Here is a 22,937-nt window from a genome sequence, read left to right as displayed (position 1 = left end):
CTCCTTCGTTTCAGGCGCAGGCGAACATCGACGTGGCGGACGTTGCGGATGACCACTGTTGGGTGAAGAGCTCACTGACCCGGTCGAGCGCGGGAGCCAGGGGGAGTATCTGGCGACTCACGAGCGCGTTTTCGTCAAGGGCGGCGACGGGATGCCAGTAGATACCGTCCGCCGTCACGGTCACCTCGGGGATCAGTGATTCGCGTGTGAATGCGACCCCCTCTTCGGCGACGCCTTGGAGCGCGATGGGGCGGATGACCTGGTCGGCTCGCGGGATGCCGAGCCCGTCGAATAGCGCGTGCAACTGGTCGAGGGCCGGGTCGTCGTGCGCCGAGATCGTCGCGGCGACCCGCACAGTGAATCCTTCGTCGAGTGCGACTCGGATGCCGGCGAGTGCCCGTTTCCAGCTGCCGACACCGCGGTGGGAATCGTGTACCTCGGGGGTGGGTGAGTCCACACTGATTTGGAGCGCGAAGCCTTGACGTGGCATCGCCTGTAGTTTGCGCAGCCCGTGGCCGCGGAACAGCATCCCGTTGGTCAGCAGTGTGGTCGGCAGGCGATCTACGCAGGCTCGCACGATGACGTCGATGTCCGGCAGTAGGAACGGTTCGCCGCCGGTGAGATACAGCTCGCGCACCCCCAGTCGGCAGCCTCGGTGACAAGCGCCTGAATAGTGTCGATGCCGAGCAGACGCGGATCGGTCTTCGGCGACGACGCGACGCAGCAATAGTCGCAGGCCAGGTTGCAGTGAAAGTTGGTATAGAGCCAGAGCCGCGCTCCGGGCATCCGGTCGGCGGGGATCATGCTGCCGGGGTTGCGTGGCCGGCCTCGGCACACGGTCACATGACCGGCGTCCTGTTCGACAATCAGGGTACTGACGAGGGTGTTGCCCGTTTTCTCGCACCATCGGCGCACGAGTTCCAGTTCGCTCGCCGACGCCACCGCAAACTCTGCCGTGTCGCCTTCGGCCATTTGCTCGACGGTGCGCATCAGCGCCATGACTACCATCGGGCGTCGACGCCCTGTTCCTTGATCGCCGCAAACAGTCCGTTGTAGCCCTCGAGGTGTGGTTCGACCCATCGGGTCAGACCCTCCAATTCGAGGATGCGCCGGTGCGCTGGCACCTCCCAGTCCATGGCGATCAGCTTCGCCACCCATGGTGCATAGACCGACTCGGGCAGGGTGTCGAGCGCGGTGAACATGCAGTGCGAGTAGGTCTCCGTCTGCCAGACCGGCTCCAGCATGCCCGGCATCAGGTCGCCGCGGCCGATGTTCTCCCACACCGTGATACCGATCGCAGCGACATCAGCATCACCGGCAAGCACTGCATCGATCGCGTCCAGCTCACTGCGACCGGTGTCACCGTGCTTTCCGATGTCACTGTTGAAGCGCTGAATGTGCAGGTGATCGACATCCACTCCGGCTTCGCGCAGATAATGCATCGGCAGAATCGCGGCATGCGCTGAGTCCGCCGACCCGAGTGCCAGGCGCCGAGTCGCGATATCGCCGGGTCCGGACCAGCCGCTTCCCGAGGCCGCAACGAACACCGTCGAAAATGTGGCGTCCGTGTCGCGCATGGCCAGCGCCCGCACGTGCCCGTCGGTCTGAAGCACGGCCCGCGCATACGCAAGATTCGTGTTCCAGGCGATGTCGATCATTCCCGCTTGCAGCGCGTCGACCAAGCGGCCATAGTTCGAGAACAACACGAAATCCATCGCCGTTTCCGGTTCATCGAAGTATTCGCGGATGCCTTCCCAGATGGGAACGACGTTGGGCGTGTAGGCGACCGCTCCGATGAGCAGGGGGCTCCGACGAGTTTCGACATCCGAAACTCAGAACAGCGGAAGGCCGGTGACAGCCTTCCCGTAGAAGTCGTAAAGCACGTCGGCGGTCGGGGCCATGACCGACCCCGCACGCGCATCCCGGAAGGCCCGCTCGATAGGTAGGTGTTTTGAGAACGCCGCTCCGCCGCACACCCGCATCGCCGATTCGGTGACGGTCAGCGCAGCGTCATTGGCGGATGCCTTCACCCCCAGCACGAACAGCGGAGTGTCCTCGGCTGGGTTCGCCACTTTCGCGGCCGCCTGTGCAAGGTAGGACTTCTGCGCCATCAACGCGATGCTCATCTTCGCAATTTGTGCCCGAATCGTAGGTAACGCGGACAGAGCCTGGTCCAGGTGCTCCAGCCGGGCACCGGTCACGTGTGCGACCGCGGCATCAACAGCTGCGGTGCAGAGCCCGAGCGACACTGCGGAGTTGCCCAGGTTGAACCAGGGAAGCACGGTGGCCATCATCGTGCCGAACCCGCTGCCCGGCTCACCGAGACGATAACTGGACGGAATAGTGATCGCTACCGTCATCGGGCTCGACGCATTGCCGCGCAGCCCCAGTCCGATCCACGGACCGGCGATATCCAAACCCGGCGTTATAGCCGGGATCGCATACAGGTCGACGGTCTCCGGGTCGACCGCACTCTTCGACGACATCACATACACGTCGGCATACCCGGCCGAGGTCACCCAGCTTTTATAGGCCGTGAAGCGAAGGCCAGCCCCGTCGACTACCGACTCGGACACGGGAGCCCAAAAGTGCGATCGCGACCCCTTCTCACTGAACGCGAGCGTACCGAGCACCTCGCCCGAAGCCATCCGCGAGAGAAGTTCCGGCATCGCGGCAGGCGGGGCGGATGCCACCGTCACCGCGGCCGCGACATGCATCAGGTAGATCATCGCGGTAGAGCCGCACGCCACCGCAATTGCGCTCAGCACCTCCGTGAACTCGACCGGCCCGGCCCCCATGCCGCCAGCGTCCTCGCTGATCACCAGGCCGAGCAGCCCGCTCGACCTGAGTGCCGCGACTGAATCAACAGGGTAGCTGCCATCGGCATCAACCTGTTGGGCGTGAGCGGCGGCTACTGCCGTTACCCGCGCTACAGCTTCTTGGAGGGTCGACTGCGTCATGGTCATCCGGTCTCCTGGCATCGTTGCTCAATTTTTTCGACACCGCTCAAGCGGGATCGACCAGCTCAGTATCCCCCACAGGAATGTCAGGGCTGCAAGAAAATAGTTACGAGTGTCTAACGGTGCGGGGGGCTCATTGCTGACTGCCATCGCATCGACCGGCGGTCGAACGCGGCAAGCAAAGGTTACGTCCCCGTGAGTGGTGTGGTTTCCCGCTCTTGAGCGTTGCTTCGTCAACGTAAAGAGCCACCGTGGGATGGTCAGTGAGTACCGACTAAAGCAACTCACGAAGGACACCACACGATGGCTCTAGACCAGTCTGCCCTGCTCAACCTGCTGGGAGAACTCAAACTCACCGATGTCACCGACCGCATCCGCGTCGCGACCGAAACCTTGTATCAAGAACTGATCGATGCGGAGGCGACCGCTTTCATCGGCGCCGCCCCGTTCGAACGCTCCAGCGACCGCACCACCCACCGCAACGGGACACGGTCGAGGACCTTGTCGACCACGGCCGGGGACCTTGACTTGAAGATCCCGAAGCTGCGCGCCGGGTCATTCTTCCCGGCGCTGCTGGAGCGTCGCCGCCGGGTGGACCAGGCCCTGTTCGCGGTCGTGATGGAGGCCTACGTTCACGGCGTCTCGACCCGAAAGGTCGACGACCTCGTCAAAGCCCTCGGCGCTGACACCGGGATCTCCAAGTCCGAAGTCTCCAGGATCTGCGCAGGCCTGGACGCCGAAGTCGCCGAGTTCCGCGACCGCACCCTCGCCGCCCAAGACTTCCCCTACGTGTTCCTCGACGCCACCTACTGCAAGGCCCGCGTCGGGCACCGCATCGTGTCCCAGGCCATTGTCGTCGCCGTCGGCGTTGCCGCCGACGGACGCCGGGAAGTCCTCGGCTTCGACGTCGGTGACAGCGAGAACGAGGGCTTCTGGACCAGCTTCCTGCGGTCGTTGAAGACCCGCGGCCTCGACGGGGTCAACCTGGTCATGTCTGATGCTCACACCGGCCTCAAGAAAGCCATCGGGACCGTGTTCCAGGGCGCCGGCTGGCAGCGCTGCCGGGTCCATTTCATGCGAAACCTCCTCGCCGTGGTGCCGAAGGGATCGCAAGAGATGGTCGCCTCGATCATCCGCACCATCTTCGCCCAGCCCGACCGCGAACACATCGAGAAACAGTTCCGCGAGGTGACCACGATGCTGAGCCGCTCGCACCCAAAGGTCGCCGCGATGCTCGTCGACGCGCAACCCGATCTGCTTGCCTTCTCCGCTTTCCCGCGGCGGCACTGGCGCCAGATCTGGTCCACGAACCCGCTGGAACGAGTGAACAAGGAGATCAAACGCCGCACCGACGTCGTCGGTGTCTTCCCCAACGCTGCCGCTCTCTTGCGTTTGGCCGGGTCGGTTCTGATCGAGCAGCACGACGAATGGGAAGCCGGCGAACGCCGCTACTTCTCCGAAGCATCCATGCTCGAGCTGGCCACCATGAACAACCCCGTCAAGGTCATCGACGAGGCGGTGATCCTCCCAGAACTCGCCGCCGCCTAAGCTAGAACAACTGACCCGCACGGTGTTGAGAAACTCCACCGCTCAGCGGGACGTGACCTATGAGTGCCGAGCCTCAGCCGGTCGTCGAACACCGGGGTGGTGCGATCTTCATGTTTCTCCTTTGACCGCAAAGGTAGCCGAGACCATAGTCAAATGATGGAAAGCGCGTCGCTACGCTGTCCGAATGGACATCCTTACAACGGCACTATCGAAAGCGCCCGCTGCCGGGTCGATCATCGGCGTGCCAGTCTCGGTGTGGCTCCCGCCGGTGGCCGTGCTGGTAGTGGCATTGTTCGGTTTCTGGAATACCAGTCGAGCTACAAAGCGCGCTGGGGAAAATTCGGACGTCTCTCTGAAGCGCACGATCACGGCAGATAGGCAGGCGCGGCTGCTGGAAAAGCAGATGCTCCTCTACGCCGATATTTTGACTTTCATCGCCCAACGGAGCCAGCACAGAAGCGCCGTACTGAGCATGGGCAAGATCGAAGGTGTCGATATCCCTCAACAGTACGAGTCGACCGATCGATTCGCTTTATCCGGGCGCGCAGAGGCCATCGCTCGACAATCCGTACTGAACGCTTGGAACGCCTGCAACAAAGCCGACGAGGACACGTTAAGAAAACAGATCCTCCAAGCAAAAATCCCCAAAGTGGGCGACGCGGGAATGAAGGAATCCGCCGAAATCGACGCTGCGCGAGTCGAGGCTGAGAGGCAAGACGGATTGCTGCGAGATGCCATCCGGATCGCATTGCACAATCGAACGGACGATTACGGACTTGGTGATCTTTGAGCCACCGAAAATGTTCAGGGCTTCGGTGCGAGTCCTTCACCAAGCTCGACTCCAAGATCTCCAAACGCTCCGAGATGCCCGAGCCAAGCCATCGATGTCCACCACATCAAGACGGCGTCGCCGATTGCTCGAACCATCGCGGCTTCTAATCCGTCATCCGTTGCAGTCTCGCCGGAGACCGCCGATGCCGCTTTTCGACGATCATCGGCGCTGAGTCAATGGTTTTCATCGCCGGTGCAGGGAGGCGCCCGCTGACGGGATTCGCAAAGTCGCTGGGCGATGAACGCGGCTCAGCCACCGACGTACCTGCCAGTCTGGTTTGCCAGAAATCTTCCGGCACGCCACATTCCACTCTTCGCCATCCCGATCTGGCTCCACGTGCGTAACCTGCACTCACAACAATAGAATGCCCGTCCAGTTCTACGAACGACACCGACGTTCGGCACTTCTCGATCGCGTTTTGCCGTGTTTAGTCGGCCCGGTTAGGGCATTTCGTCGCATTCCTGATCACCGGTTCGGCAAGGCGCCAGGGCGTCTCGTTGGCGAGATGAGCTGTCAGGGCGTCATCAGCGGTACCACTCCTCGTCGGTCTGAGCCAGGCGCGAAGGTTGCAACTCGTCGCCGAGGCTATAGAAGCGCTGGAAGTTCATGATCAGGGGTCGCCATAGGTTCGGATCGATGCGGTTTTTCGACCCCTTCAGGCGGATCGAGTCGTGGACGTGCACCCGGGTGATCCTGGCTTCGAAAATGACCGTATCGCCATCGGCCGGGTCGTCTTTCTTGAGGGGACGAGAGTGCACGATGCGGGCTTCGAGATTGACGGGGCATTCGTCGATCCGTTCTGCTCGAACGGTGTCACCCGGCCGGGAATGCAAACCCGCACGGTTGATCTTGTCGGGCTCATAGCGGTATCCGACAAGAGCCTTGCCAGGAGGAACCGGCATGTGGCCGGTGGTCAAAGCGATCCTATCGACCGCATCGACCAGTTCGGCAGTGGGGAGGTTGATGACGCACTCGCCGGTGTCGAGGAGGTTCTGTGCTGTCAAGGAGCGGGCGCCCATGCCGAGGAGTGCGGTCTGGCCAAGCCAGAAGACAGACGACATCGGGGCGGTATTAGTTTCACCGTCGCGGTCGACCGTGCTGAGAAGAGCAACGGGTGTTCCGAAGTAGAGAATGGCCGGGTCGATGACGGTGTGCGTCGGCATGGGCTTCTTTCGGCGAGAGGGGCTAGTCGGGGCGAGCTTCGCTTCAAAATTACCCGAGCCGCCATCCAATGACTGGCGGAAATCCGACGTCGCGGCCACGCATCGGTGGGCGCCCGCAACCGGAATACTCAGTCCATAGACAATTCGATAACAAGAAATATAGAACCGTCTAGGGGTGTTTCAAAGCCGTGTCGTTATGGGACAGCAGACAGACCCAATTCAACAAAGCGCCGCCAACACCAACCCGCCGAGGGAAGGGAAAGAAGCTTTGAGCTTGCCCACAGCGGATTTGTTCACTTCGGTTAGGATGCTGGCGACGCGTGAGCGTTCCGGGGGATGCTCCTATCGGGGAGCCTAGTCAGGTTCGATTTCCTGAGTCCTCCACCAAAGTGCAATTCCTCACCGTTCGCTCGCCGTCCCAGACTCCTGAGTCAAGTCGATCGGCCCCCGATACCGAATACTTCTTTCAGGAACCGGTTGCGGGCAACTGTCATGGGCTGCAGAAGAAACCCGTTGGTAGGAGGTACCTTGGCCACATGGCTGACGTCGGCAGTGCCAGATCAGGGTTTATGCGTTGGATGGTCGGCAGGCCACGTATCTGGGTTGGTGTTGTTTGGTGCTGCATCGGGCTGGCTTGGATTCTCCTAGCGGTATTCGAAGGACCCACTATGACGCGAATCCTGCTGGGGGCACTGTGGCTCGCGCTCGGGGTCTTCCAGGGTGCTATCGCTCTGCATGATCGGAAACACGGGCGGGGATTCCATCAAACGCCGCGGAATATGTCAACCTGTATGAGTCATATTCTCTAGGCGGTCATTGAGTTCGTTCCTGCTTTCTCGGGTTCGTTGATCCAGGTCGTTGTCGGGAACGTTGGTGGCTGCGGGTGCTGCCGAACGAATCGTTCGGGGTGGGCGGCATACGCGGTCGTGAGTACGCGGGCGCGGGCGTGCTGAATGACGGGTGCGCGGCCGTGGTGGACGTTGAACGGGGTGTGCATACCGATGCCGGAATGGCGGTGCTCACCGTTGTACCAGGCGTAGAACTCGGTGCAGAATGAGCGCGCCTCGGCGAGGCTGTGGAACCGGTCGGGGAACTCGGGCCGGTACTTCAAAATTTTGAAATGCGATTCGCTGAATGGATTGTCATTGCTCGTGTGCGGGCGGGAGTGGGACTTGGTCACGCCCAGATCGGCGAGCAGGAACGCGACGGGTTTCGACGCCATCGAGGACCCGTTGTCGGAATGGATCGTCAACTGGTCGCGGCGAATGTTCTGCTTCTTGATCGTGTCCAGCAGGAGCCGCTCGACCAGCTCGGCGGATTCCCGGGTCGCGACCATCCAGCCCACGACGTACCGGGAGTAAATGTCGATGATCGTATAGAGGTGGAAGTACGACCATTTGGCCGGACCCTTGAGCTTGGAAATATCCCACGACCACACCCGATTGGGTCCGGTCGCGATCAGTTCGGGCTTGACCCGGGCCGGGTGCGTGGCCTGAGCCCGCCGCTCCCCGGTCTCACCGTGGGCGCGGAGCAGGCGATACATCGTCGCGACCGAGCAGAGGTAGGTGCCCTCGTCGAGGAGGATCGCCTGGATCTCCGCCGGCGCCTTATCCACGAACCGGCTCGAGCGCAGCACCTCCAGAACAGCGGTGCGCTCCGGCTCGGTCAGCGCGCGCGGTTGCGCCGCCGGCTCTGGCCGGGGCCGCGGCGCTGACGGCGGCGCCAGGGACCGGCGGTGGTGGCTGTAGTGCGTTGCCCGGGAGCGTCCCACGGCCCGGCACGCGTCTCTCGTGCCCACGAGCGGGACGAGCTCGGCGATGGTGGCCTCGATCATTTCTCGGTGCTCTTCTCGCTGCTGTTGGTCGAGAGTTGATCCAACAGAGCCGAGAGTTTTCCCTGGATCGAGATCACCTGCCGCGCGGTATCCAACTCGCCCGAGAGCCGGAGGTTCTCTCGCCGCAGCCGGGCCGCGTCCTTCTCCGCGACGCTGGCCGGCGGCGCGCCCGCCGGCCGCGCCAACGCGACCAGCACCCCCTTCTCGCGCTGGTCTCGCCACGCGCTCACCAACGAGGTATAAAGCTTCTCCCGGCGCAGAAGCGCGCCGCGGCCCTGCCGGTCGAGACGGTCGTACTCGGCCAGAATGTCACGTTTGTATTTGGCCGTGTAGGTCCGCCGCCGAGCACGCTCGGGAACCTGGGGATCGGGAACATCTTCCATCCCGACAGCCTGCCCGGTCGAGCTGGGTCCTGCCATCACTGTGTTCATCAAGGGGAAATCCTTCCCCGCCCTCTATGACACTATTCGGGACGATCCCGGTGCCTCACCCAAGGTTGACAGAGAGGGCACCGTCGGCAGTCGCCGTAAGCCGGACCCCTACGGATACTCCCCCGCGTTCGCTGGCCACAATGATCTGAGTGGGCCGCTCATTCGCGTATGCCCCGCCCGCAAAGGATTCGGGGTGCCTTTAACGCGACAACAATTCGACCCTTCCGACCGTCTTGTATCCCTAGAGATATAAAACGTCTCACGACTCCCGTTTCTCGCCTTCGCAGATCGACGGAATCTCGCCTGCAGCAATTCTCATGACTACGTCACACAACCTCCTGCTTGAATTGCAGTACTCACCGTTAGTTCTGAAACACTCGGGATCACCAGTTCCGACCTTGCCGTTCCCACCGCACACGCGTGTCCCGCACAGCCGGCATTCAGCCCACCCGCCTACCGTTGATGGCGGAGTCCCCCACTCCAACAAACGAGCCCCGGCACATTCCTCGCCTCCCCCAGGTGCAGGGAAGCCGGGGCTTTTTCGAGGCCACCGGCGCCCAGCCCGGCTGCGCGAAGACGCTCTCATGCACGCCGCGGCCGGGGAACAGCATCGTGTCGACGCTCGTTGAATAGTAGGCCGTTGGCGCTGACACATCGAATACACCGCGGCCTCCGACAACTCCGCGACGTCGTCCCAGCCGAGCCCGAGCCGCTCTGTTGCAGCGAGCACAGCCCGAATACTGTGCCGGGACATCCCCTGAGCGGACTCGATCGCCCGTCGCGACAAACCCTGATTTCGCTGCTGCAGGATCTGCTTCGCTTTGATCTTCCGTACCATTGCCGGTACTCCTTCCACCACGTGGCGCTCACATGGTGGGAGGAGCTTTTCAGGTGGTGCTCAACCACGCCGGCAGTGGGGCTGAACGATACGAATCACGCATCTGAACAGTGGGGCTCAACCGCACCACAGGTGGTGCCCAACGAAGCCAATATTCAGCCCGGCAACGGCACGTAACCGCGCCTTGCCATCGATCGTTTTAATCCGCCCGCCTTCAACGCGTGACGAGTTGAGGCCGAAGTATTCGAATGTTCCGCCATCGACCTCAGCGACGAATTCGCGGAAGAGCTCGTACTTGGTGCCGATATTCTTCCCGCCAAAAGTCACGTTCTTATCGCCAATCGTCGAAGAGGCAGACCTGCCCCCAGGGAGCGCCCGCTGTCGTACAGGTCCACCCGGAAGCCTGCCCGGTGTAGATACCATGCCGATGCGATACCCGACCAGCCTCCTCCCACGACGATTGCATGCGGGGCATAAGTTGTTTGTGTGACGGTCGTTCTTCGTTCTCCAATTGCAGTGAATTGTTGGACGGTGTCTCAGGCTGGCTGCAGCTCGTAAGAATCGATGCGGCCACCACTTCTGCAAGTCCCGGGCTCTGTCGCGCCCATGAAAAGTGATTCAGGGGAGCCTCCCCAGGAACGTCATTGCCGTAGCGCCACCGGGTAACTTTGGCGTTCGAGATTTTTTGGGACAAGTGATCGACGCAACCAGGCGGAGCTAGCCGGTCGCCCTCGATCTCAATGAAATGCACGCTCACTCTCACGTTTCTCATTGCGGCCTCGTAGTCAAGGTCTGAGCCCGTGGCGCGATAGCGACCTGTTCTCACCTGCGCGGCCCAGTCATGCATCCGGACACGCGATTGGCGCCCACCGAAGCGGAAGAGCACTCCTGGCCAAAAACCGATGCATCTCGCTACCAATGCGATCAACTGGGATAGCACCAGATTCCGTAATCGCCGGAAACCAACGAATCCGCCGTACCACGCGGAACCAGTCGCGATTAGAACGAGCCCCGTAACTGTAGTGGGGTGCAGGCCGGAGAACACAAGAGCGAGCTGGCCACCAAGACTGTGACCGATGAGCCACACGTCTCGCCCTGGAAAGTTCTGTTCAATTGCCGCAACAATGCGTGGGAAATCCGATTCAATAACTTCTCGGTAGCCGCTCGTTTCCTTCCGGCCTGGCGCGGGAGAGCTTTCGCCTTGACCTCGGAGATCCACTGTGACGCAGGTCAACCCCAGGGCACCGAGCCGTCGAGCGAATCGCTCGTAGAAGCGTGCTGCCGCCCCTAGCGCGGGAAGGAGTATCGCAACCGGGCCGTCGTCGTCAGGAGACGGTGCGACCCTGAGCGAAAATTTCGTTCCGTCGTCAAGGACGATATTCGCGAGCTGAGCGTTCCGCTCGCTGTTGGAGCTTTGAGACTCGCCACGAGTTTTCTTGGCAGGGTTTGTTACATACGAGATCGCGATGCCGTGCCCAATCATTTTGGACCCAGTCGGTTCACGTGTCGACAGCGGCCACGAGGACATCACGCTTCACGAACATCCCCCGGGATGAATGTGGCAGACCCTCACGCTGCTGTCACGTCAGCACAAATGCCGACTTACCAAAAAGTAAAGCCCTGCTAAATTACTCCGCCATCGCCGAGGGCGTGTGATATCTTCTGGTCGCTAGCCACTCCCCCGGTGATCATCCGGAAAACGTTCACGACGGCCTGGTGCCTAGGAGCGTGAGTCAGTAACGCCTATTGGGCCTTGATGCCAAGGAATGCCTCCGATGTCGTCGGGTCGGGTTGGGGCGTTGCCGACGCGATCGTCATGGGCTGCGGCTCTGTATCCGTTCGCGTGCCCATCAAAAATAGGGCCACGGCCGCTTTGACGGCGCAAGGCAGGATCGCTGCCGCCCGTCAGGGCGATCTCGCCCTGGTCTTTAGGCTGCCGGGCGGCCTCTCCAGGCATTTTGCGTGGCGAGGAGGGCTTTGGTGTGCAGGGTGTGGAGCTTCATCAGGTTGTGGCAGGCAGCGATCAAGTCCCACTCGTGGGCTGCTTGTTCCAACCCGCGAAGCAACAGGAATTTTCCTTGCCGGGTGTGGATTTGACCGAACACGGGCTCCACGATCGCTTTGCGCCGCGCGTAGACGGCGCGGCCTTTTTCGTCTTCAACTTCCGGGCCATGCGCTCCCGAAGCGTCGCATCGGCGGGGATCCGGCCCCGAGGAACCTCGGGAACACGTTCGTTATGCTTGACCCGGCCGGTCGCGATGAAGAACTCGGTCCCGCCGTCGCTGGCCATCTCAACGGTCTTGGCGTAGTCCAGGTTCGCGGCTGAACAATACCCGGTATCGGCGAGGACCTGCCCCGGCAGAACCCCCGCCGCGACATGGAGTTTCTCGAGCAGGGGCACGACCTGTTCAACATCCACGCCAACATTCGTCCGCGTCGTCGCGACGATCACTTGATGATCCGCATCCACGATGGCCTGCGCGTTGTAGGCGTAATGGAAGGACCCGTCAGCGGTCTTCATGATCCGCGCGTCCGGGTCGGTGAAATTGCGCTGAGCCCTCGGGCTCACGACCGCGTTCTTGGCCGCGTCGTCACCCTTCTGCGCCACAGCATCGTCATCATCGCCCGTGTCCCGGGCTTTCTTCTCGGCCTCTTTCCGAGCCCGGGCCGCCGCGTCGGCCTCCAACGCGGCCCGCACCTCGGCGAGTTCCACCAGGCGCGATTCCCGCCTCGCGAGCTCCGGCGGGAGTTCATCGCCGCGTTTGTCTTTCCCGAACCGGGCATCCTCGGCCTCGTCGATCGCGTCCGCATCGGCCAGCAGGGCGGAGACCTCGGCGGCGAGGACTTTCTGCTTCTCCGTCAACCGGGCGTAGCTCATGGCCTTCCGCCGGGACGCGTTGGCGCGCACCTTGGTGCCGTCCAACGCGACCTGCCCGAGCGACACCATCCCGGCCGCACGACACAGTTCCAACGCCTGTAAGAACACGTTCCACAAGCTCGCGAGGTGGCGTTTGCGGAACCGGGCGATCGAGCGGAAATCGGGGGCCTGCTGCGCGGCCAACCAGCGAAACGCGACCACGTCCACGCACACGCGTTCCAGCTCCCGCGATGAGCGCACCCCGACGCAATACCCGTAAAGCAGGACACGCACCATCAGGCGCGGGTCATACGGCGGCTACCCCTTCGATTTCGCATACGACGCATAAAACTTCGACAGGTCCAGCTGGGTTTCGACGATATCCGCGATGAACCGAGAGAGATGATTCTGTGGCAACCACTCATCCAGCGACGGTGGCACCAACATCACCGCGGCCGGCTCGAACGCGCGGAACCGTTTATTCACCCCGCCGCCAGCCTCAACACCGTCCTCAACGACCGGGTCGGCGTGCTCAAGACCAGCCGCAGGAAAGAGACCATCCGAATCGCATACCCCATTTTCCCAGACCCAAAACCCCATCCCAAGAAATCCAACGGCGTTTTAAACTTCGCCGTTACTGACCCACGCTCCTAGTGGGTGAGCTGGCTAATGCGCTGCGGTGAGAGGCCGAGAATCCGGGCGGTGTCCGCCTGGCTGAGTCCGTCTGCGGTGAGGGCCTTAACTGCTTCGCGGTTGAGCCTGGCCGCTTCCGCGACGGCGGCCCGGGCGTCTTCTTCGTTCTTCTTCGCGAGCGTCCACAACTCGGCAGCGTGCGGCGGAATCTCTACCGTCACCTGAACCTCGATTTGGTCCTCGCCCACGTCGAGCCACACTGCGGCAATGTCGCGGGCGGCGGCGTCAATGTCTTTGACGCTGCGGGCCTGCCCGATCGCCGTTATGCGGGTGTCTCCCCCTCGGGGTGATGGTGAGGTGAGTTCGGGAATCTCGATGGTCCACCATTTGCCGTCTCGGTAGGCGCGCGCCGTTAGGGTTCGCTTCGTCGTTGTGGCTGTGTTCATGAGAGCGCCTTATCTGTCTGGGTCAACTGTCGGTCTATGTCCTCTAGAAGGTTCGCCGCTATCTCAGCTAGCGCGTTCAAATCGTTTACGTGGAACTGGTTTGGCTGCTCGTTTTGTTCCTCGTTTTCGGCCTCTGCGCGGGTGCGGTCGGCGTAGCCTTCGAGGGCTAGCGTGAGAACGCTATATGCGCGGTCCTCGGTGAGGTCCAGCACGACGTGGAACGGTACGTTTTGCTCGGCCATGGTCTGTCCTACTTCCAGCTCTGGGGGTGTTCGGGAATGCGTCGGTGATCTGTCGCACAACTCCCGCTGACAGCTCCTTGTGCCCCGGAATGGTGATGGTCTGAGTCTCGTCCTCGGAGACCCAAATCTGGTGACCACCCTTGCCGGGCCGAAGAAGAAACCACCCCTGCGAGCGGAGGAACTTCGTTACGTCCCGGTACTTCTGCGGCTTCGTCATAACAATAGTCTAGTCCCCCTAGTGTGCAACGTCAAGGGGGGCTAGATCTTTAGCGGTGGTGCTGGTCGTCCTCGTCGTCGGCGGAGGCGTGTGCTTCTATCCAGTATTCGGCGGCGGCGGTGGCCCCCACGGCTCGGAGGAGGTCTGACAGGGCCTCGACCTCGCCACAGGTGAACCGGGGGCCCATGTCGCGCGCTAGGTCCGCTTCCTCGAAAACGTCGACAAATGCGACGACGGGGTGTGAGTCAATGGTGATTGTGGGCATGTCTGGTTCTCCTTCTCTATCGGGCGGGTGTGGTGACGGTGCAGAGGTTCACGCGGTGGAGGATCTCTTGGGCAACCTGCGTGGGGCTGTAGACGTATTCGATGTAGTGACCCGCGACGTAAAGCCCGTCGGGCAAAGTCGCATTGTCGATGGGGTTGCCCTCGGGAGTGAATAGAACTAGGTCTTTTCGGTCGCTGTCGGTGCTGATGAGGTTTTGCGCTGCGCGGTATCCGGCGGCGGTGTAGTTGCGGTGGCTGTTGATTCCGTCGCAGCAATAACGCACCTCACGGGGCATCTCTTCGCCGTCTCCCGCGACTAGGACTGTTCCGGCGTCGTCGTAGCCGTCCGTCATACCGTTGAAATGGCGGCCCTCGTAGTGGCCGGTGATCGCGCGCACTTCGAGTTCTGTGGGTCCGTCGCTGTAGCTCACGTTCATCCACGCGACCGCGGTGCCGGTGCTCATGCGAACACTGAACTTCACTCCGGGAAACGCGTTCTTCAATGCGGCACGAACCAACTTGGCGGTGTCCTTGGTGCTGATGTATTCGGTCATGTTCTCTATCTCACTCAACGTTTTTTGCCTTTTCGGCGGTTTTCCGCCCTCATGGAGTGCTGTCGGGGTCAAGCCCCAAGGAGCGGTTGCAGGCCAAAGTTTTGGAGGAGCGCAGCGGAGGAGAAAGTTTTGCCGAAACTGCGACGACGGCTTGACGCCGGCGGCACGGAGTGAACACTCCCCCAGACGAAAAAGCAAAAAAGGCAACGCCCACCGGCCTGCACACTGGGGTACCAGGACTGCCCTATTTCCCCGTCTCGAGTACGGGTCTCGGCCGGGTCGGTCATGGTCCCGGCATGGACCCGGTGCCCGGCTCATTTCACTTTCGTGTCCGTTAGGGGATAGGTTGCCGGATATCTCGGCGAGACATTTCAGCACGAGTGCACCAGGGGACGACTTCATCCCATACGGTCAGCGTGTAGCCCGTGCACGTTGCTCAATAGATTCGGTGTTCCCTACATGTCAAAGTCAACATTTCTTCTACTCACGGTCGTCGTCGGCATGGCCCTGGCGGGCTGCGCGCCCACCGGCTCGGGGCTGTCAACTCAAGCCCCGACCACCCCCGCCACGACCGGAGCGTCTCCAACGACCTCCGCGACACCGTCAGCAGTCTCGTCGACCTCCCCGCCGTCGCCGCTGCCGTCACCGTCGACACCCGGAAACAGCGCTACTGGCGCTACGGGATGCATCCCGAACGGCATCGCGATCCCCGCGGGCGCGACGACGGCGATCATCGGGGACGTCGACGGCGACCAACAGCCGGACACCGAGTTCTACACCGAGGTCGGTGCGTTCAGCTACGGCATCCATACCGCATCCGGGGCCACGGTGCTCCTGCCCGATGATCTCGCTGGCCCCGGCGCGCACAGCGGATGGAGCGCCCCGCTGGATGGCCCCGCCATCGTCGCGACGGTACTGGATGACGGGCGCTCGGCGTCGCTACACGCGTTCATTAACTGCAGCTTCGTCACAACGATGGGCACAGACGGACAGCCATACCGCTTTTTACTCAACGGCTTCGGAGAGCACGGAACGGGTGTTGCGTGCAACAACCGAAATGGCGGAACCCTCATCGAGGGTGCCCTCGCCCAGAAGCGCGGTGACGGGCTCTACGACATCCAGTGGACCCACATCAATATGTCTGCGGACGGCACGACAGCCACCAACGGGACCACTGAGACCCGGTACGCAGGCGTTGCCGAATCGGATCCCCTGGTAAAGCAGGCCATGGGCAGCTCCTGCAACGACGTAACGGAAGTCTCGACGAGCGGCAGGTAACAAAACCCGTGCCCTCATCTCGTAAGCACCTGCCCCCCGCCCGGGAACAGATGATCTCCTACGTCTTGTATCCCATGGGCGGCTTCAAGGGGTCGTAGCAACACCGTTTGAGTGAGGTGTTGTTGATGGCGTCGAGAGTTGTGTTGAAGGAGCGCGAGAACTTGTTCTGGGTTCGGGTTCGCGAGGGGATGTCGGCGGCGGCCGCGTGTGAGTCTGTGGGAGTGAATCGCAGACAGGGATATCGGTGGATCAAGGCCGCTGGCGGGCGAATTCCCGTTCCAGCCGTGGCCTCTTCGGGGCGCTATATGGGTCAAGAGGAGCGTCTACGCATCGCGGATCTGCGGCTGGGCGGGGCCGGTGTTCGCGCGATTGCCCGGGATTTGGGGCGCTCCGCGTCGACGATCAGCCGGGAGCTGCGTCGTAATGCCCACCCGATTACGCGCAGCTACCGGCCCTATGCCGCTCAGAAACGGTGCGTGATCAGAGTGGCCCGGCCCAAGCCGAGCAAGCTCGACGACCGGCTGCTTGCCGCCGCCGTCGAGGAGCGGTTGCGGAAGAACTGGAGCCCGCAGCAGCAGTGACGACCTCGCGGTCGTATTCGCCGGCCAGGCCGAGCTGCAGGTCTCGCACGAGTCGATCTATCAAAGCCTCTATGTCCAGAGCCGCGGTTACGTCGGAGTGCGACTGCACCGGCACCTGCGACGGGGCCGATCAGCCAGGAAACCACGGGGAAAACATCTGAACGCGCCGGGCAAGATTCGCGACAAGGTGATGCTGAGCGAACGCCCCAAAGAGGCCAACGACCGGAAGGTCGCCGGCCATTGGGAGGGCGACCTGATCGTCGGATCCGCGTCAGGATCGGCGATCGCGACTCTCGTTGAACGCACGACCCGGTTTGTCGTCTTGGTGCACCTGCCCAACGGCCACAGCTCCGCTGCAGTCCACGACGGCCTCATCGACGCCCTGGACGCCCTGCCCGTGCTGTTGCCGCGCTCGTTGACGTGGGATCAGGGAACCGAGCTGGCCCGGCACGTGGACATCACCAAAGCCACCGGCGTTCCGATCTACTTCTGCGACCCCGCCTCGCCCTGGCAACGCGGCTCGAACGAGAACACCAACGGCCTACTGGAGTGGTCCCCGAAAGTTGGACACCGAATTTAGGGTTCCATCTTCAGGGAGTAGTCAGATGTACTCGAAAAGCACGTTGAGTCACTCCGAGGCCGTTTCGGCTGTCGAGTTGTTCGAGCAGGGTTTTACCGCCAAGTCGGTGGCCTTGTCTCTTGACCTTGCCGGGTCTCCGGTCCAAATGTTGTATCAGCGATGGCAGATACGAGGTTCGGGGGCGCTGGTGACGAGAGACCGCAAACAGTACGATTTCGAGATCAAGCTTGAAATCGTGCGCCGCCATGTCAGGGGTGAGTCCGGGAGGGCTCTTTCCGAGGAGTATGGCCTTCCGTCGCCCAGTACCGTGGCGACCTGGACGGGCATTTATCGGCGTGACGGGGAAGATGGGCTACTCCCGAAGCGGCGAGGCAGACCGCCAACGGATCAAAAGGATTCCCCTCCGAAGTCCGAGATCGAGACGCTGCGCTCGGAGAACGAACGGTTGAGCGCTGAGGTCGCCTATTTGGGAAAATTGCGGGCCTTGAGGTCACCGGAACGACGCTGAAAGTTCGAGCTGTCGATGACCTCAAGGCGCACTACCCGTTACCTCTTTTGCTGCAGCTCGCGGACCTTCCCAGGTCAACGTTCTACGACCACCGGCACCGGCTCAGCCGCAGCGACACCCGGGCCGGCATCAAGGAAGCTATCCGTGGCGCATTCGAGGCGGCGAAGAGTGCCTACGGGCACCGGCGCATCCTTGCCGTTCTGCTCCGACAGGGGTGGACGGTGTCTAAAAAGACGGTGCTCAAACTGATGCGCGAGCTCGGGCTGGAATGCCCAGTGCGCAGACGCAAACGGTACAACTCATTCCGAGGAGAAGTCGGGGCGGCGGCCGACAACGTATTGAACCGGCAGTTCGCCACAGAGTCTAGGCACACGAAGTGGGTCACGGACGTGACCGAGTTCAACATCGGCGCCTCGAAGGTCTACCTCTCACCCGTCCTGGATCTCTATGACAACCGGGTTATCTCTGCAACGGCAGGGCCCTCTCCGAGCGTGAAAATGGTCACCGACAGTCTCCGCATGGCAATCGACACACTCACCCCCGCCGAGAAGCCTCTCGTCCACTCCGACCAGGGATTCCAGTACCGCCACACCCTCTGGCGGGACACGTTGCGGGGCGCCGGGCTCACTCAGTCGATGTCTCGCAAGGGCACGTGTCTGGACAACGCCGTCATGGAGGGGTTCTTCAGCCACCTCAAGGAGGAATGGTTCCGCATCCAGAAACCGGGAACCGTCGACGAGTTCCACACGGGGCTGAACGACTACCTGCGATGGTGGAACACCACCCGAATCCAAAAGCGGCTCGGCTACCTCAGCCCCGACGAATACCGCGCCCAAACAACCGCCACCACATAGAGTTCCATTACCTAGTCCAACTTTCGGGGACCACTCCACTACTGCGTCAGTACTTCCCCAAAGGAACCGACCTGAACGCCCACAGCGCTCAACGCCTCCTCGAAGTCGCCACTGAACTCAACGAGCGGCCCCGCAAAACCCTCAAACGCAGCACCCCAGCTGACCTGCTCAGCGAGCTAGTCTCAAGGAAGGAAATAGCCCCTGTTGCTTCCACCGTTTGAAATCGACAAACGGTATTGACCCTAACGGAGACATTCATCGCCCTTCCCCCAGACGGCGCCCTCCACTACGATTGAGTGCACGCAGCCGATGAAGCAATTGGCGGCTGCGCGCCCTGTGCACGAGTTTGCTCCGATTCAGAGCTAATCGTCTGGTCGGATCTCTGATGACTGAGTGACCATTTCCAGCCGACAAGCGAGAAGGAACATACCGTGACTGACAGCCAAACCCCCGCAGATCCCGCAACCGTTGTCGGCCACGATGTGCACAATATCAAGGACTGGACAGATCTTGGTAGGGAGATGTGGTCCTACCTGACCGGCAAGAATGCCGCGATCAACTACAGCTTCGTCGACATGACGGTTGAAGTGCCGCGTGACATAGGGCCGGAATCCCCGCGCGCCACCTGGAAACTGAACGGCACCCTCAGGGTCACCACGAGCGAGAGTTCCGGTATCGATCCGATCATCAAGTAGCCATGAGTATTTCAACCCGGTTGGACATCGATCTGACGTTTTCCCTAGCGGGGCCAGGAGAGAAGGGCGCCGATACGGACGTCGCCACCGAGACGCCGGCGGGGCAAATGAACGGCACCATCAAGGCTAAGGGACTTGATGTCGAGGTCTTCTCAGATCACCCGGAAATGTTCGTGCGTTCCCGAACGGCGACGCTGAAGAACATCCGTGCCCTAGCTTCGAACCTGGCCGTGCGAGGACTGAGCGTCTCCCTGTCAGGACCCGCCGGACTGGTCATCCGTATTGGCGCTGTGCGCGTGCCGATCATCCAGCGCCTGCTGACAGGTTCCCCAAACATCGCGCTCGGCAGCTGGGCTGCGCTGGCACCCCTTTTGCGGCGTCGGAGTGCCGGAGCCACGCAGGTACCTTCCGTGCCGTTGCCGCCGCCGACTGTGTATCCACTCGTGCCGACCTTCAATCGGAGAATCCGGCGCCAAATCACCACGACGCACTACACGCCGGGATCCGGACGGCCCCGGCTGATTTTTGTGGTCGGTTCGGAGAACTGGAACGGCCAGATGCCGGCTGAGTTCGACCTGCTACCGACCATCACCACCATTGGCTCGGCCCCGGAGGCGAATTTGTGTTTAAAGGGTCTCCAGTCTTTCCATGCTGAAATCCGCCACGACGAGAACGATGAGTACGTTCTGTATCCGCTTGGGGCGGTTTCCGGCGGCGCAAAGAAGGAGCGCGGGCAGGAGGGTGCACAGGTCCTGCGCACAGGCGCCCGGATGGAAATGGGGCCTTGGCGGATGGCTTTCTTTCGTGAAGAGTACGCCGACCACGGCCGACCACATGGCGGGCGCGTGGGTGGGGAGCTGTCGTTCCAGAAGCCGCAGCCAACCCGTAGCCGGCAGCCAGAGCACTCACATTCCGCGGGTAGCGCTGAGAAGACGCTCCCCGTCGTCACCGGGCTAGACGACGATTCCGAAATCTGATCGATAGGCTGCCGTCGCGCCGCGCACAGTGCACCAATGGAAGCGAGCGCACCGCAGAACGTACGCCCCCTTCGTACTCAACGCCTTCTGGACGAACGCCGACCCTGAATCCACGGAGATGCTGCGGAAGTCGTCGGCTGGTCCATCGCCGATCACATGCGCACCGAACTCGTCGCCGACGCCCTCACAAACGCGGCCGTGACGCCCCGGATCGAGCAGGACGCGATCTGACACTCCGACCGCGGCAGCGTGGGCAGATTCAACCGGTCGTCGCAACACTGGTGCTTGCGGACAACAGTAGCTCGTCCATCGCTTCGGCTGGCGTTTTGAATCCGAGTGCCTTGCGGGGGCGTTCGTTCAGGGTCTTGGCGACGCCGTCGAGATCGTCCAGGGCGTAGCGGGTGAAGTCGGTGCCTTTGGGGAAGTACTGGCGCAGCAGCCCGTTGGTGTTATCGTTACTGGGTCGCTGCCACGGCGAGTGGGGATCGGCGAAGTAGATCGGCAGCCCGGCCTGGATGCGGAGTCTGGCGTGTTGGGCCATCTCGGCGCCCTGGTCCCAGGTCAATGACTTGCGCAGGGTCTCGGGCAGGCCGGTGATGGTTCGGGCGATCGCATCACAGACGGCGTCGGCGCCGTGTCCGGCTGTCGCGGGCCCGTTCTTGACCTGTGCGCCGATCATCTTGTGCTCGTCCATCGGGGGCAGGTGCAACAGCATCGTGAACCTCGTGGTGCGTTCGACGAGGGTCCCGATCGCGACCCCGCCTAGTCCGAGGATCAGGTCCCCTTCCCAGTGTCCGGGAACGGCCCTGTCGTTGGCTTCTGCGGGCCGGGCGGCGATAATGACTTCCTTTGACAGGAAGCTCTTGCCGCGTTTTGCGCGGGCCCGCGGCACTCGCAACGCCCGACCAGTGCGTAAGGCCGTGGTCAGCTCGCGGCGCAGCGCGCCACGACTCTCGATGTAGAGGGCCTGGTAGATCGCCTCATGGGAGATTCTCATGCTCCTATCGTCGGGGAAATCGACCTTAAGCCGACCTGCGATCTGCTCCGGGCTCCACGCTGTGGACCAGTGGCGATCCTGTCGGGGCCCATGTCGACGCCCGTTCCACGCCCCGATCCCGGGAGCTGCCGCGGGCGTGCCATCAGCGCGCTTCACTGTTCCATCCAACCGGGACTGAACGTACTCGCGCAACAGCGGGCTACCCGCGAGCTTGGCCATCTTGGGCCAGCGGGCACGCCGGTCGGAGTGCCACTGGGCGCTCGTGGCACGGTATTCAGCCTTGCCGCCGCGCGAGGCCGCGTTGCGTCGTAGCTCGCGGGAGATCGTCGACGAGGACCGACTCAACGCCTGTGCGATCTGTCGAACACCAAGATTCTGTGCTCGCAGGATCGCGATCTCCTCACGCTCGACGAAGGTCAAGAACCTTCCTGACAGCGGTGCCTTGCTGAGGTCTCGCATCCCACCAGCGTGACGAAAGAAACGTGTCCCGACCGGCGCCACCCCGGCGGCCGGCCCGGCGACCGCATCGGCTCCCGCCCGAGTTGCGTGGCCATCCATTCCTTCGGACGTCCCATAAACCACCTCCATAATCGAGGTGTTCCGACGCGTATTGGGTGCCACGGTCACTGTGGAAGATCACCGTCGCCGGGCGGTCTCCGCGCAGCACCATGGCCATCGTGAGGGCGTCCTGGATGAGGTCGGTGCGCATGTGGTCCGCGATAGCGCAACCGGTCTCGTTGCGGGCCTTGAACGCGCTCACCCAGCGGCCCAGCGTGGCCTCGTTGATCCCGAGCTCTCGAGCGACGGTCGCGACCGCTCTGCCGGTAGTCAAAACCAGCTTCACGGCCTCGTCTTTGTACTCAGGAGTGAACTCCCGCCGTGATCTTGCCATAGTGAACATTCTCTCTTGTGAGGTGTCCACCCCCAGGGTCAGGGCCACCTCGGGGAACTGCACCAGGCGCCAGGTGTGTTGTGTGGTGTTAGCGTGTTCCGCTGGTCGTGACGATCGCGGTCCACGGGCCGGCCGGGACGTCACTTGCTGCGAGGAACTGCCAGTCGACAGTGTCGGTTTCCCCGTTGACGTCGGTGAAGTGTAGGCACCCGTTCAGCGCTGGGGACACGTCCATGCCTGCACCGTTGAACTTGCGATTTTCGGGTCGTTGATCGTTGGAGCCGAAAACGTAGCTGGCGTCGTGATAGCTGCCGGGGCCGGCGTCTTCTATCTGGCCGTAGCAAGTCTGCCCGTTCGCCCGAATCCTGACCCACCTGTTCTTCATCAGACTCGCCGTAGGGTCTCCCGCGGGCGTTGCGTAGGCCGGCTCCCCTGCCCACGGAATCACCTTCTGGCGCATGGAGAGGGCAGTCTGATCGTGGACGTCATCGAAGGGAAGATCCAGGTAGAACGGGTTCTCCTTCGGAGCCATCTGGCTGGGAAGAAACCCATTGGCGCTCCTGCGCTGCTCGGTCTGACAGGACCCATCACCGAGAACCCCGTCACACCCTCCAAAGCTCTGGATCCAGAGCGAGTCATAAGTGGAGAGAACCTGGCTGCCACCTGCGGCCGTCGGGTCGAAGACTTCGCCCACCCAAAACGTGGTCGAGATAATGTGCGTATGCCACGGGAACTGGGTCCCCGCCGGCCGGACAA

At 62.2% G+C, this 22,937-nt stretch carries 23 protein-coding genes and 5 pseudogenes; 10 read left to right on the top strand and 18 right to left on the bottom strand.

Annotation, left to right across the window (positions count from 1 at the left end):
* Positions 1-10: 10 nt before the first annotated feature.
* From RGU41_RS03360 to RGU41_RS03345, 4 genes are all read right to left on the bottom strand, one after another.
* Entirely contained in the window at positions 11-637 is a 627-nt protein-coding gene (locus tag RGU41_RS03360) for a radical SAM protein (RefSeq protein ID WP_322135534.1), read from the bottom strand.
* Positions 562-999 carry a hypothetical protein gene (locus RGU41_RS03355; RefSeq protein WP_322135533.1) on the bottom strand — a complete coding sequence of 146 codons (438 nt, stop codon included), beginning with the start codon at positions 997-999 and terminating at the stop codon, positions 562-564. Before RGU41_RS03355 ends, RGU41_RS03360 begins: the two co-directional genes overlap by 76 nt.
* Before the next feature lie 2 nt (positions 1,000-1,001).
* Positions 1,002-1,715, bottom strand: a complete 714-nt coding sequence (locus RGU41_RS03350; protein ID WP_322135532.1) for a phosphate/phosphite/phosphonate ABC transporter substrate-binding protein — start codon at positions 1,713-1,715, stop codon at positions 1,002-1,004.
* 117 nt (positions 1,716-1,832) lie between these two features.
* Complete coding sequence (locus tag RGU41_RS03345; RefSeq protein WP_322135531.1) at positions 1,833-2,966, bottom strand: acyl-CoA dehydrogenase family protein; 1,134 nt, start codon at positions 2,964-2,966, stop codon at positions 1,833-1,835.
* 297 nt (positions 2,967-3,263) lie between these two features.
* Between RGU41_RS03345 and RGU41_RS03340 the strand changes: the two genes are divergently transcribed.
* Complete coding sequence (locus RGU41_RS03340) at positions 3,264-4,508, top strand: IS256 family transposase (protein ID WP_322135530.1); 1,245 nt, start codon at positions 3,264-3,266, stop codon at positions 4,506-4,508.
* A 184-nt stretch (positions 4,509-4,692) separates the two neighbouring features.
* Positions 4,693-5,298 carry a hypothetical protein gene (locus tag RGU41_RS03335; protein ID WP_322135529.1) on the top strand — a complete coding sequence of 202 codons (606 nt, stop codon included), beginning with the start codon at positions 4,693-4,695 and terminating at the stop codon, positions 5,296-5,298.
* Positions 5,299-5,864: 566 nt separating this feature from the next.
* Here RGU41_RS03335 and RGU41_RS03330 read toward each other — a convergent pair.
* From RGU41_RS03330 to RGU41_RS03295, 11 genes and pseudogenes are all read right to left on the bottom strand, one after another.
* The gene (locus tag RGU41_RS03330; protein ID WP_322135528.1) at positions 5,865-6,602 is read right to left on the bottom strand and encodes a flavin reductase family protein; all 738 of its coding nucleotides are present in this window, start codon (positions 6,600-6,602) and stop codon (positions 5,865-5,867) included.
* Positions 6,603-7,308: 706 nt separating this feature from the next.
* Positions 7,309-8,756, bottom strand: a protein-coding gene (locus RGU41_RS03325) for an IS3 family transposase (RefSeq protein WP_322137291.1) whose coding sequence is annotated in 2 segments (ribosomal slippage) — positions 7,309-8,399 and positions 8,399-8,756 — 1,449 coding nt in all. Because the reading frame shifts where the segments join, the coding sequence is not laid out codon by codon here.
* A 967-nt stretch (positions 8,757-9,723) separates the two neighbouring features.
* Entirely contained in the window at positions 9,724-9,933 is a 210-nt protein-coding gene (locus RGU41_RS03320) for a hypothetical protein (RefSeq protein ID WP_322135527.1), read from the bottom strand.
* Positions 9,930-10,061 carry an NAD(P)-binding protein gene (locus tag RGU41_RS20715; RefSeq protein WP_369125152.1) on the bottom strand — a complete coding sequence of 44 codons (132 nt, stop codon included), beginning with the start codon at positions 10,059-10,061 and terminating at the stop codon, positions 9,930-9,932. The genes RGU41_RS03320 and RGU41_RS20715 overlap by 4 nt, the downstream gene beginning before the upstream one ends.
* A 248-nt stretch (positions 10,062-10,309) precedes the next feature.
* Positions 10,310-11,089 (bottom strand): annotated as a pseudogene (locus tag RGU41_RS20710) (alpha/beta fold hydrolase); the annotation flags it as partial.
* A gap of 445 nt (positions 11,090-11,534) precedes the next feature.
* A pseudogene (locus RGU41_RS03315) lies at positions 11,535-13,063 on the bottom strand (IS1182 family transposase).
* A gap of 50 nt (positions 13,064-13,113) precedes the next feature.
* Positions 13,114-13,542, bottom strand: coding sequence for a hypothetical protein (locus tag RGU41_RS03310; RefSeq protein WP_322135526.1), 429 nt, complete (start codon positions 13,540-13,542; stop codon positions 13,114-13,116).
* The gene (locus RGU41_RS03305) at positions 13,539-13,784 is read right to left on the bottom strand and encodes a hypothetical protein (RefSeq protein WP_322135525.1); all 246 of its coding nucleotides are present in this window, start codon (positions 13,782-13,784) and stop codon (positions 13,539-13,541) included. Before RGU41_RS03305 ends, RGU41_RS03310 begins: the two co-directional genes overlap by 4 nt.
* The gene (locus RGU41_RS20705; protein ID WP_416173133.1) at positions 13,723-14,001 is read right to left on the bottom strand and encodes a type II toxin-antitoxin system HicA family toxin; all 279 of its coding nucleotides are present in this window, start codon (positions 13,999-14,001) and stop codon (positions 13,723-13,725) included. Before RGU41_RS20705 ends, RGU41_RS03305 begins: the two co-directional genes overlap by 62 nt.
* 49 nt (positions 14,002-14,050) lie before the next feature.
* Positions 14,051-14,266, bottom strand: coding sequence for a hypothetical protein (locus RGU41_RS03300; RefSeq protein ID WP_322135524.1), 216 nt, complete (start codon positions 14,264-14,266; stop codon positions 14,051-14,053).
* Between the two features lie 16 nt (positions 14,267-14,282).
* Positions 14,283-14,819, bottom strand: coding sequence for an LPD29 domain-containing protein (locus RGU41_RS03295; RefSeq protein WP_322135523.1), 537 nt, complete (start codon positions 14,817-14,819; stop codon positions 14,283-14,285).
* Positions 14,820-15,278: 459 nt separating this feature from the next.
* Between RGU41_RS03295 and RGU41_RS03290 the strand changes: the two genes are divergently transcribed.
* From RGU41_RS03290 to RGU41_RS03255, 8 genes and pseudogenes are all read left to right on the top strand, one after another.
* Entirely contained in the window at positions 15,279-16,097 is an 819-nt protein-coding gene (locus RGU41_RS03290; protein WP_322135522.1) for a hypothetical protein, read from the top strand.
* A 116-nt stretch (positions 16,098-16,213) separates the two neighbouring features.
* Positions 16,214-16,678, top strand: coding sequence for a helix-turn-helix domain-containing protein (locus RGU41_RS03285; protein WP_322137290.1), 465 nt, complete (start codon positions 16,214-16,216; stop codon positions 16,676-16,678).
* Positions 16,623-17,258 (top strand): IS30 family transposase, encoded by a 636-nt coding sequence (locus RGU41_RS03280; RefSeq protein WP_322135521.1) that lies wholly within the window; start codon positions 16,623-16,625, stop codon positions 17,256-17,258. The genes RGU41_RS03285 and RGU41_RS03280 overlap by 56 nt, the downstream gene beginning before the upstream one ends.
* 25 nt (positions 17,259-17,283) lie before the next feature.
* On the top strand, positions 17,284-17,766 hold the full coding sequence (locus RGU41_RS03275) for a helix-turn-helix domain-containing protein (RefSeq protein ID WP_322135520.1): 483 nt from the start codon (positions 17,284-17,286) through the stop codon (positions 17,764-17,766).
* 47 nt (positions 17,767-17,813) lie between these two features.
* Complete coding sequence (locus RGU41_RS03270; protein ID WP_322135519.1) at positions 17,814-18,620, top strand: IS3 family transposase; 807 nt, start codon at positions 17,814-17,816, stop codon at positions 18,618-18,620.
* A gap of 29 nt (positions 18,621-18,649) precedes the next feature.
* A pseudogene (locus tag RGU41_RS03265) lies at positions 18,650-18,841 on the top strand (IS30 family transposase); the annotation flags it as partial.
* Between the two features lie 210 nt (positions 18,842-19,051).
* On the top strand, positions 19,052-19,315 hold the full coding sequence (locus RGU41_RS03260) for a hypothetical protein (RefSeq protein WP_198413482.1): 264 nt from the start codon (positions 19,052-19,054) through the stop codon (positions 19,313-19,315).
* Between the two features lie 2 nt (positions 19,316-19,317).
* On the top strand, positions 19,318-20,292 hold the full coding sequence (locus RGU41_RS03255; protein ID WP_322135518.1) for an FHA domain-containing protein: 975 nt from the start codon (positions 19,318-19,320) through the stop codon (positions 20,290-20,292).
* 259 nt (positions 20,293-20,551) lie between these two features.
* Here the strand turns inward: RGU41_RS03255 and RGU41_RS03250 are convergent.
* The 3 genes and pseudogenes from RGU41_RS03250 to RGU41_RS03240 form a co-directional block, all read right to left on the bottom strand.
* Positions 20,552-21,929 (bottom strand): annotated as a pseudogene (locus tag RGU41_RS03250) (IS30 family transposase).
* Positions 21,930-22,037: 108 nt separating this feature from the next.
* Positions 22,038-22,181, bottom strand: a pseudogene (locus RGU41_RS03245) (transposase); the annotation flags it as partial.
* 88 nt (positions 22,182-22,269) lie between these two features.
* Complete coding sequence (locus tag RGU41_RS03240; RefSeq protein WP_322135517.1) at positions 22,270-22,875, bottom strand: hypothetical protein; 606 nt, start codon at positions 22,873-22,875, stop codon at positions 22,270-22,272.
* Positions 22,876-22,937 lie beyond the last annotated feature (62 nt).

Origin of the sequence: Cryobacterium sp. 10C3 (assembly GCF_034314285.1) — a bacterium.
In the GTDB taxonomy this organism is placed as follows: Bacteria; Actinomycetota; Actinomycetes; order Actinomycetales; family Microbacteriaceae; genus Cryobacterium; species Cryobacterium glucosi.
This window is presented reverse-complemented; position numbering and strand designations above follow the sequence as displayed.

Bases quoted from the DNA above. Each gene is read 5' to 3' on its own strand.
- RGU41_RS03340 (WP_322135530.1), top strand. From the start codon at position 3,264: ATGGCTCTAGACCAGTCTGCCCTGCTCAACCTGCTGGGAGAACTCAAA.
- RGU41_RS03310 (WP_322135526.1), bottom strand. From the start codon at position 13,542: ATGAACACAGCCACAACGACGAAGCGAACCCTAACGGCGCGCGCCTAC.
- RGU41_RS03345 (WP_322135531.1), bottom strand. From the start codon at position 2,966: ATGACCATGACGCAGTCGACCCTCCAAGAAGCTGTAGCGCGGGTAACG.
- RGU41_RS03255 (WP_322135518.1), top strand. From the start codon at position 19,318: ATGAGTATTTCAACCCGGTTGGACATCGATCTGACGTTTTCCCTAGCG.
- RGU41_RS20705 (WP_416173133.1), bottom strand. From the start codon at position 14,001: ATGACGAAGCCGCAGAAGTACCGGGACGTAACGAAGTTCCTCCGCTCG.
- RGU41_RS03305 (WP_322135525.1), bottom strand. From the start codon at position 13,784: ATGGCCGAGCAAAACGTACCGTTCCACGTCGTGCTGGACCTCACCGAG.
- RGU41_RS03350 (WP_322135532.1), bottom strand. From the start codon at position 1,715: ATGGATTTCGTGTTGTTCTCGAACTATGGCCGCTTGGTCGACGCGCTG.
- RGU41_RS03335 (WP_322135529.1), top strand. From the start codon at position 4,693: ATGGACATCCTTACAACGGCACTATCGAAAGCGCCCGCTGCCGGGTCG.
- RGU41_RS03275 (WP_322135520.1), top strand. From the start codon at position 17,284: ATGTACTCGAAAAGCACGTTGAGTCACTCCGAGGCCGTTTCGGCTGTC.
- RGU41_RS03355 (WP_322135533.1), bottom strand. From the start codon at position 999: ATGGCGCTGATGCGCACCGTCGAGCAAATGGCCGAAGGCGACACGGCA.
- RGU41_RS03290 (WP_322135522.1), top strand. From the start codon at position 15,279: ATGTCAAAGTCAACATTTCTTCTACTCACGGTCGTCGTCGGCATGGCC.
- RGU41_RS03300 (WP_322135524.1), bottom strand. From the start codon at position 14,266: ATGCCCACAATCACCATTGACTCACACCCCGTCGTCGCATTTGTCGAC.
- RGU41_RS03295 (WP_322135523.1), bottom strand. From the start codon at position 14,819: ATGACCGAATACATCAGCACCAAGGACACCGCCAAGTTGGTTCGTGCC.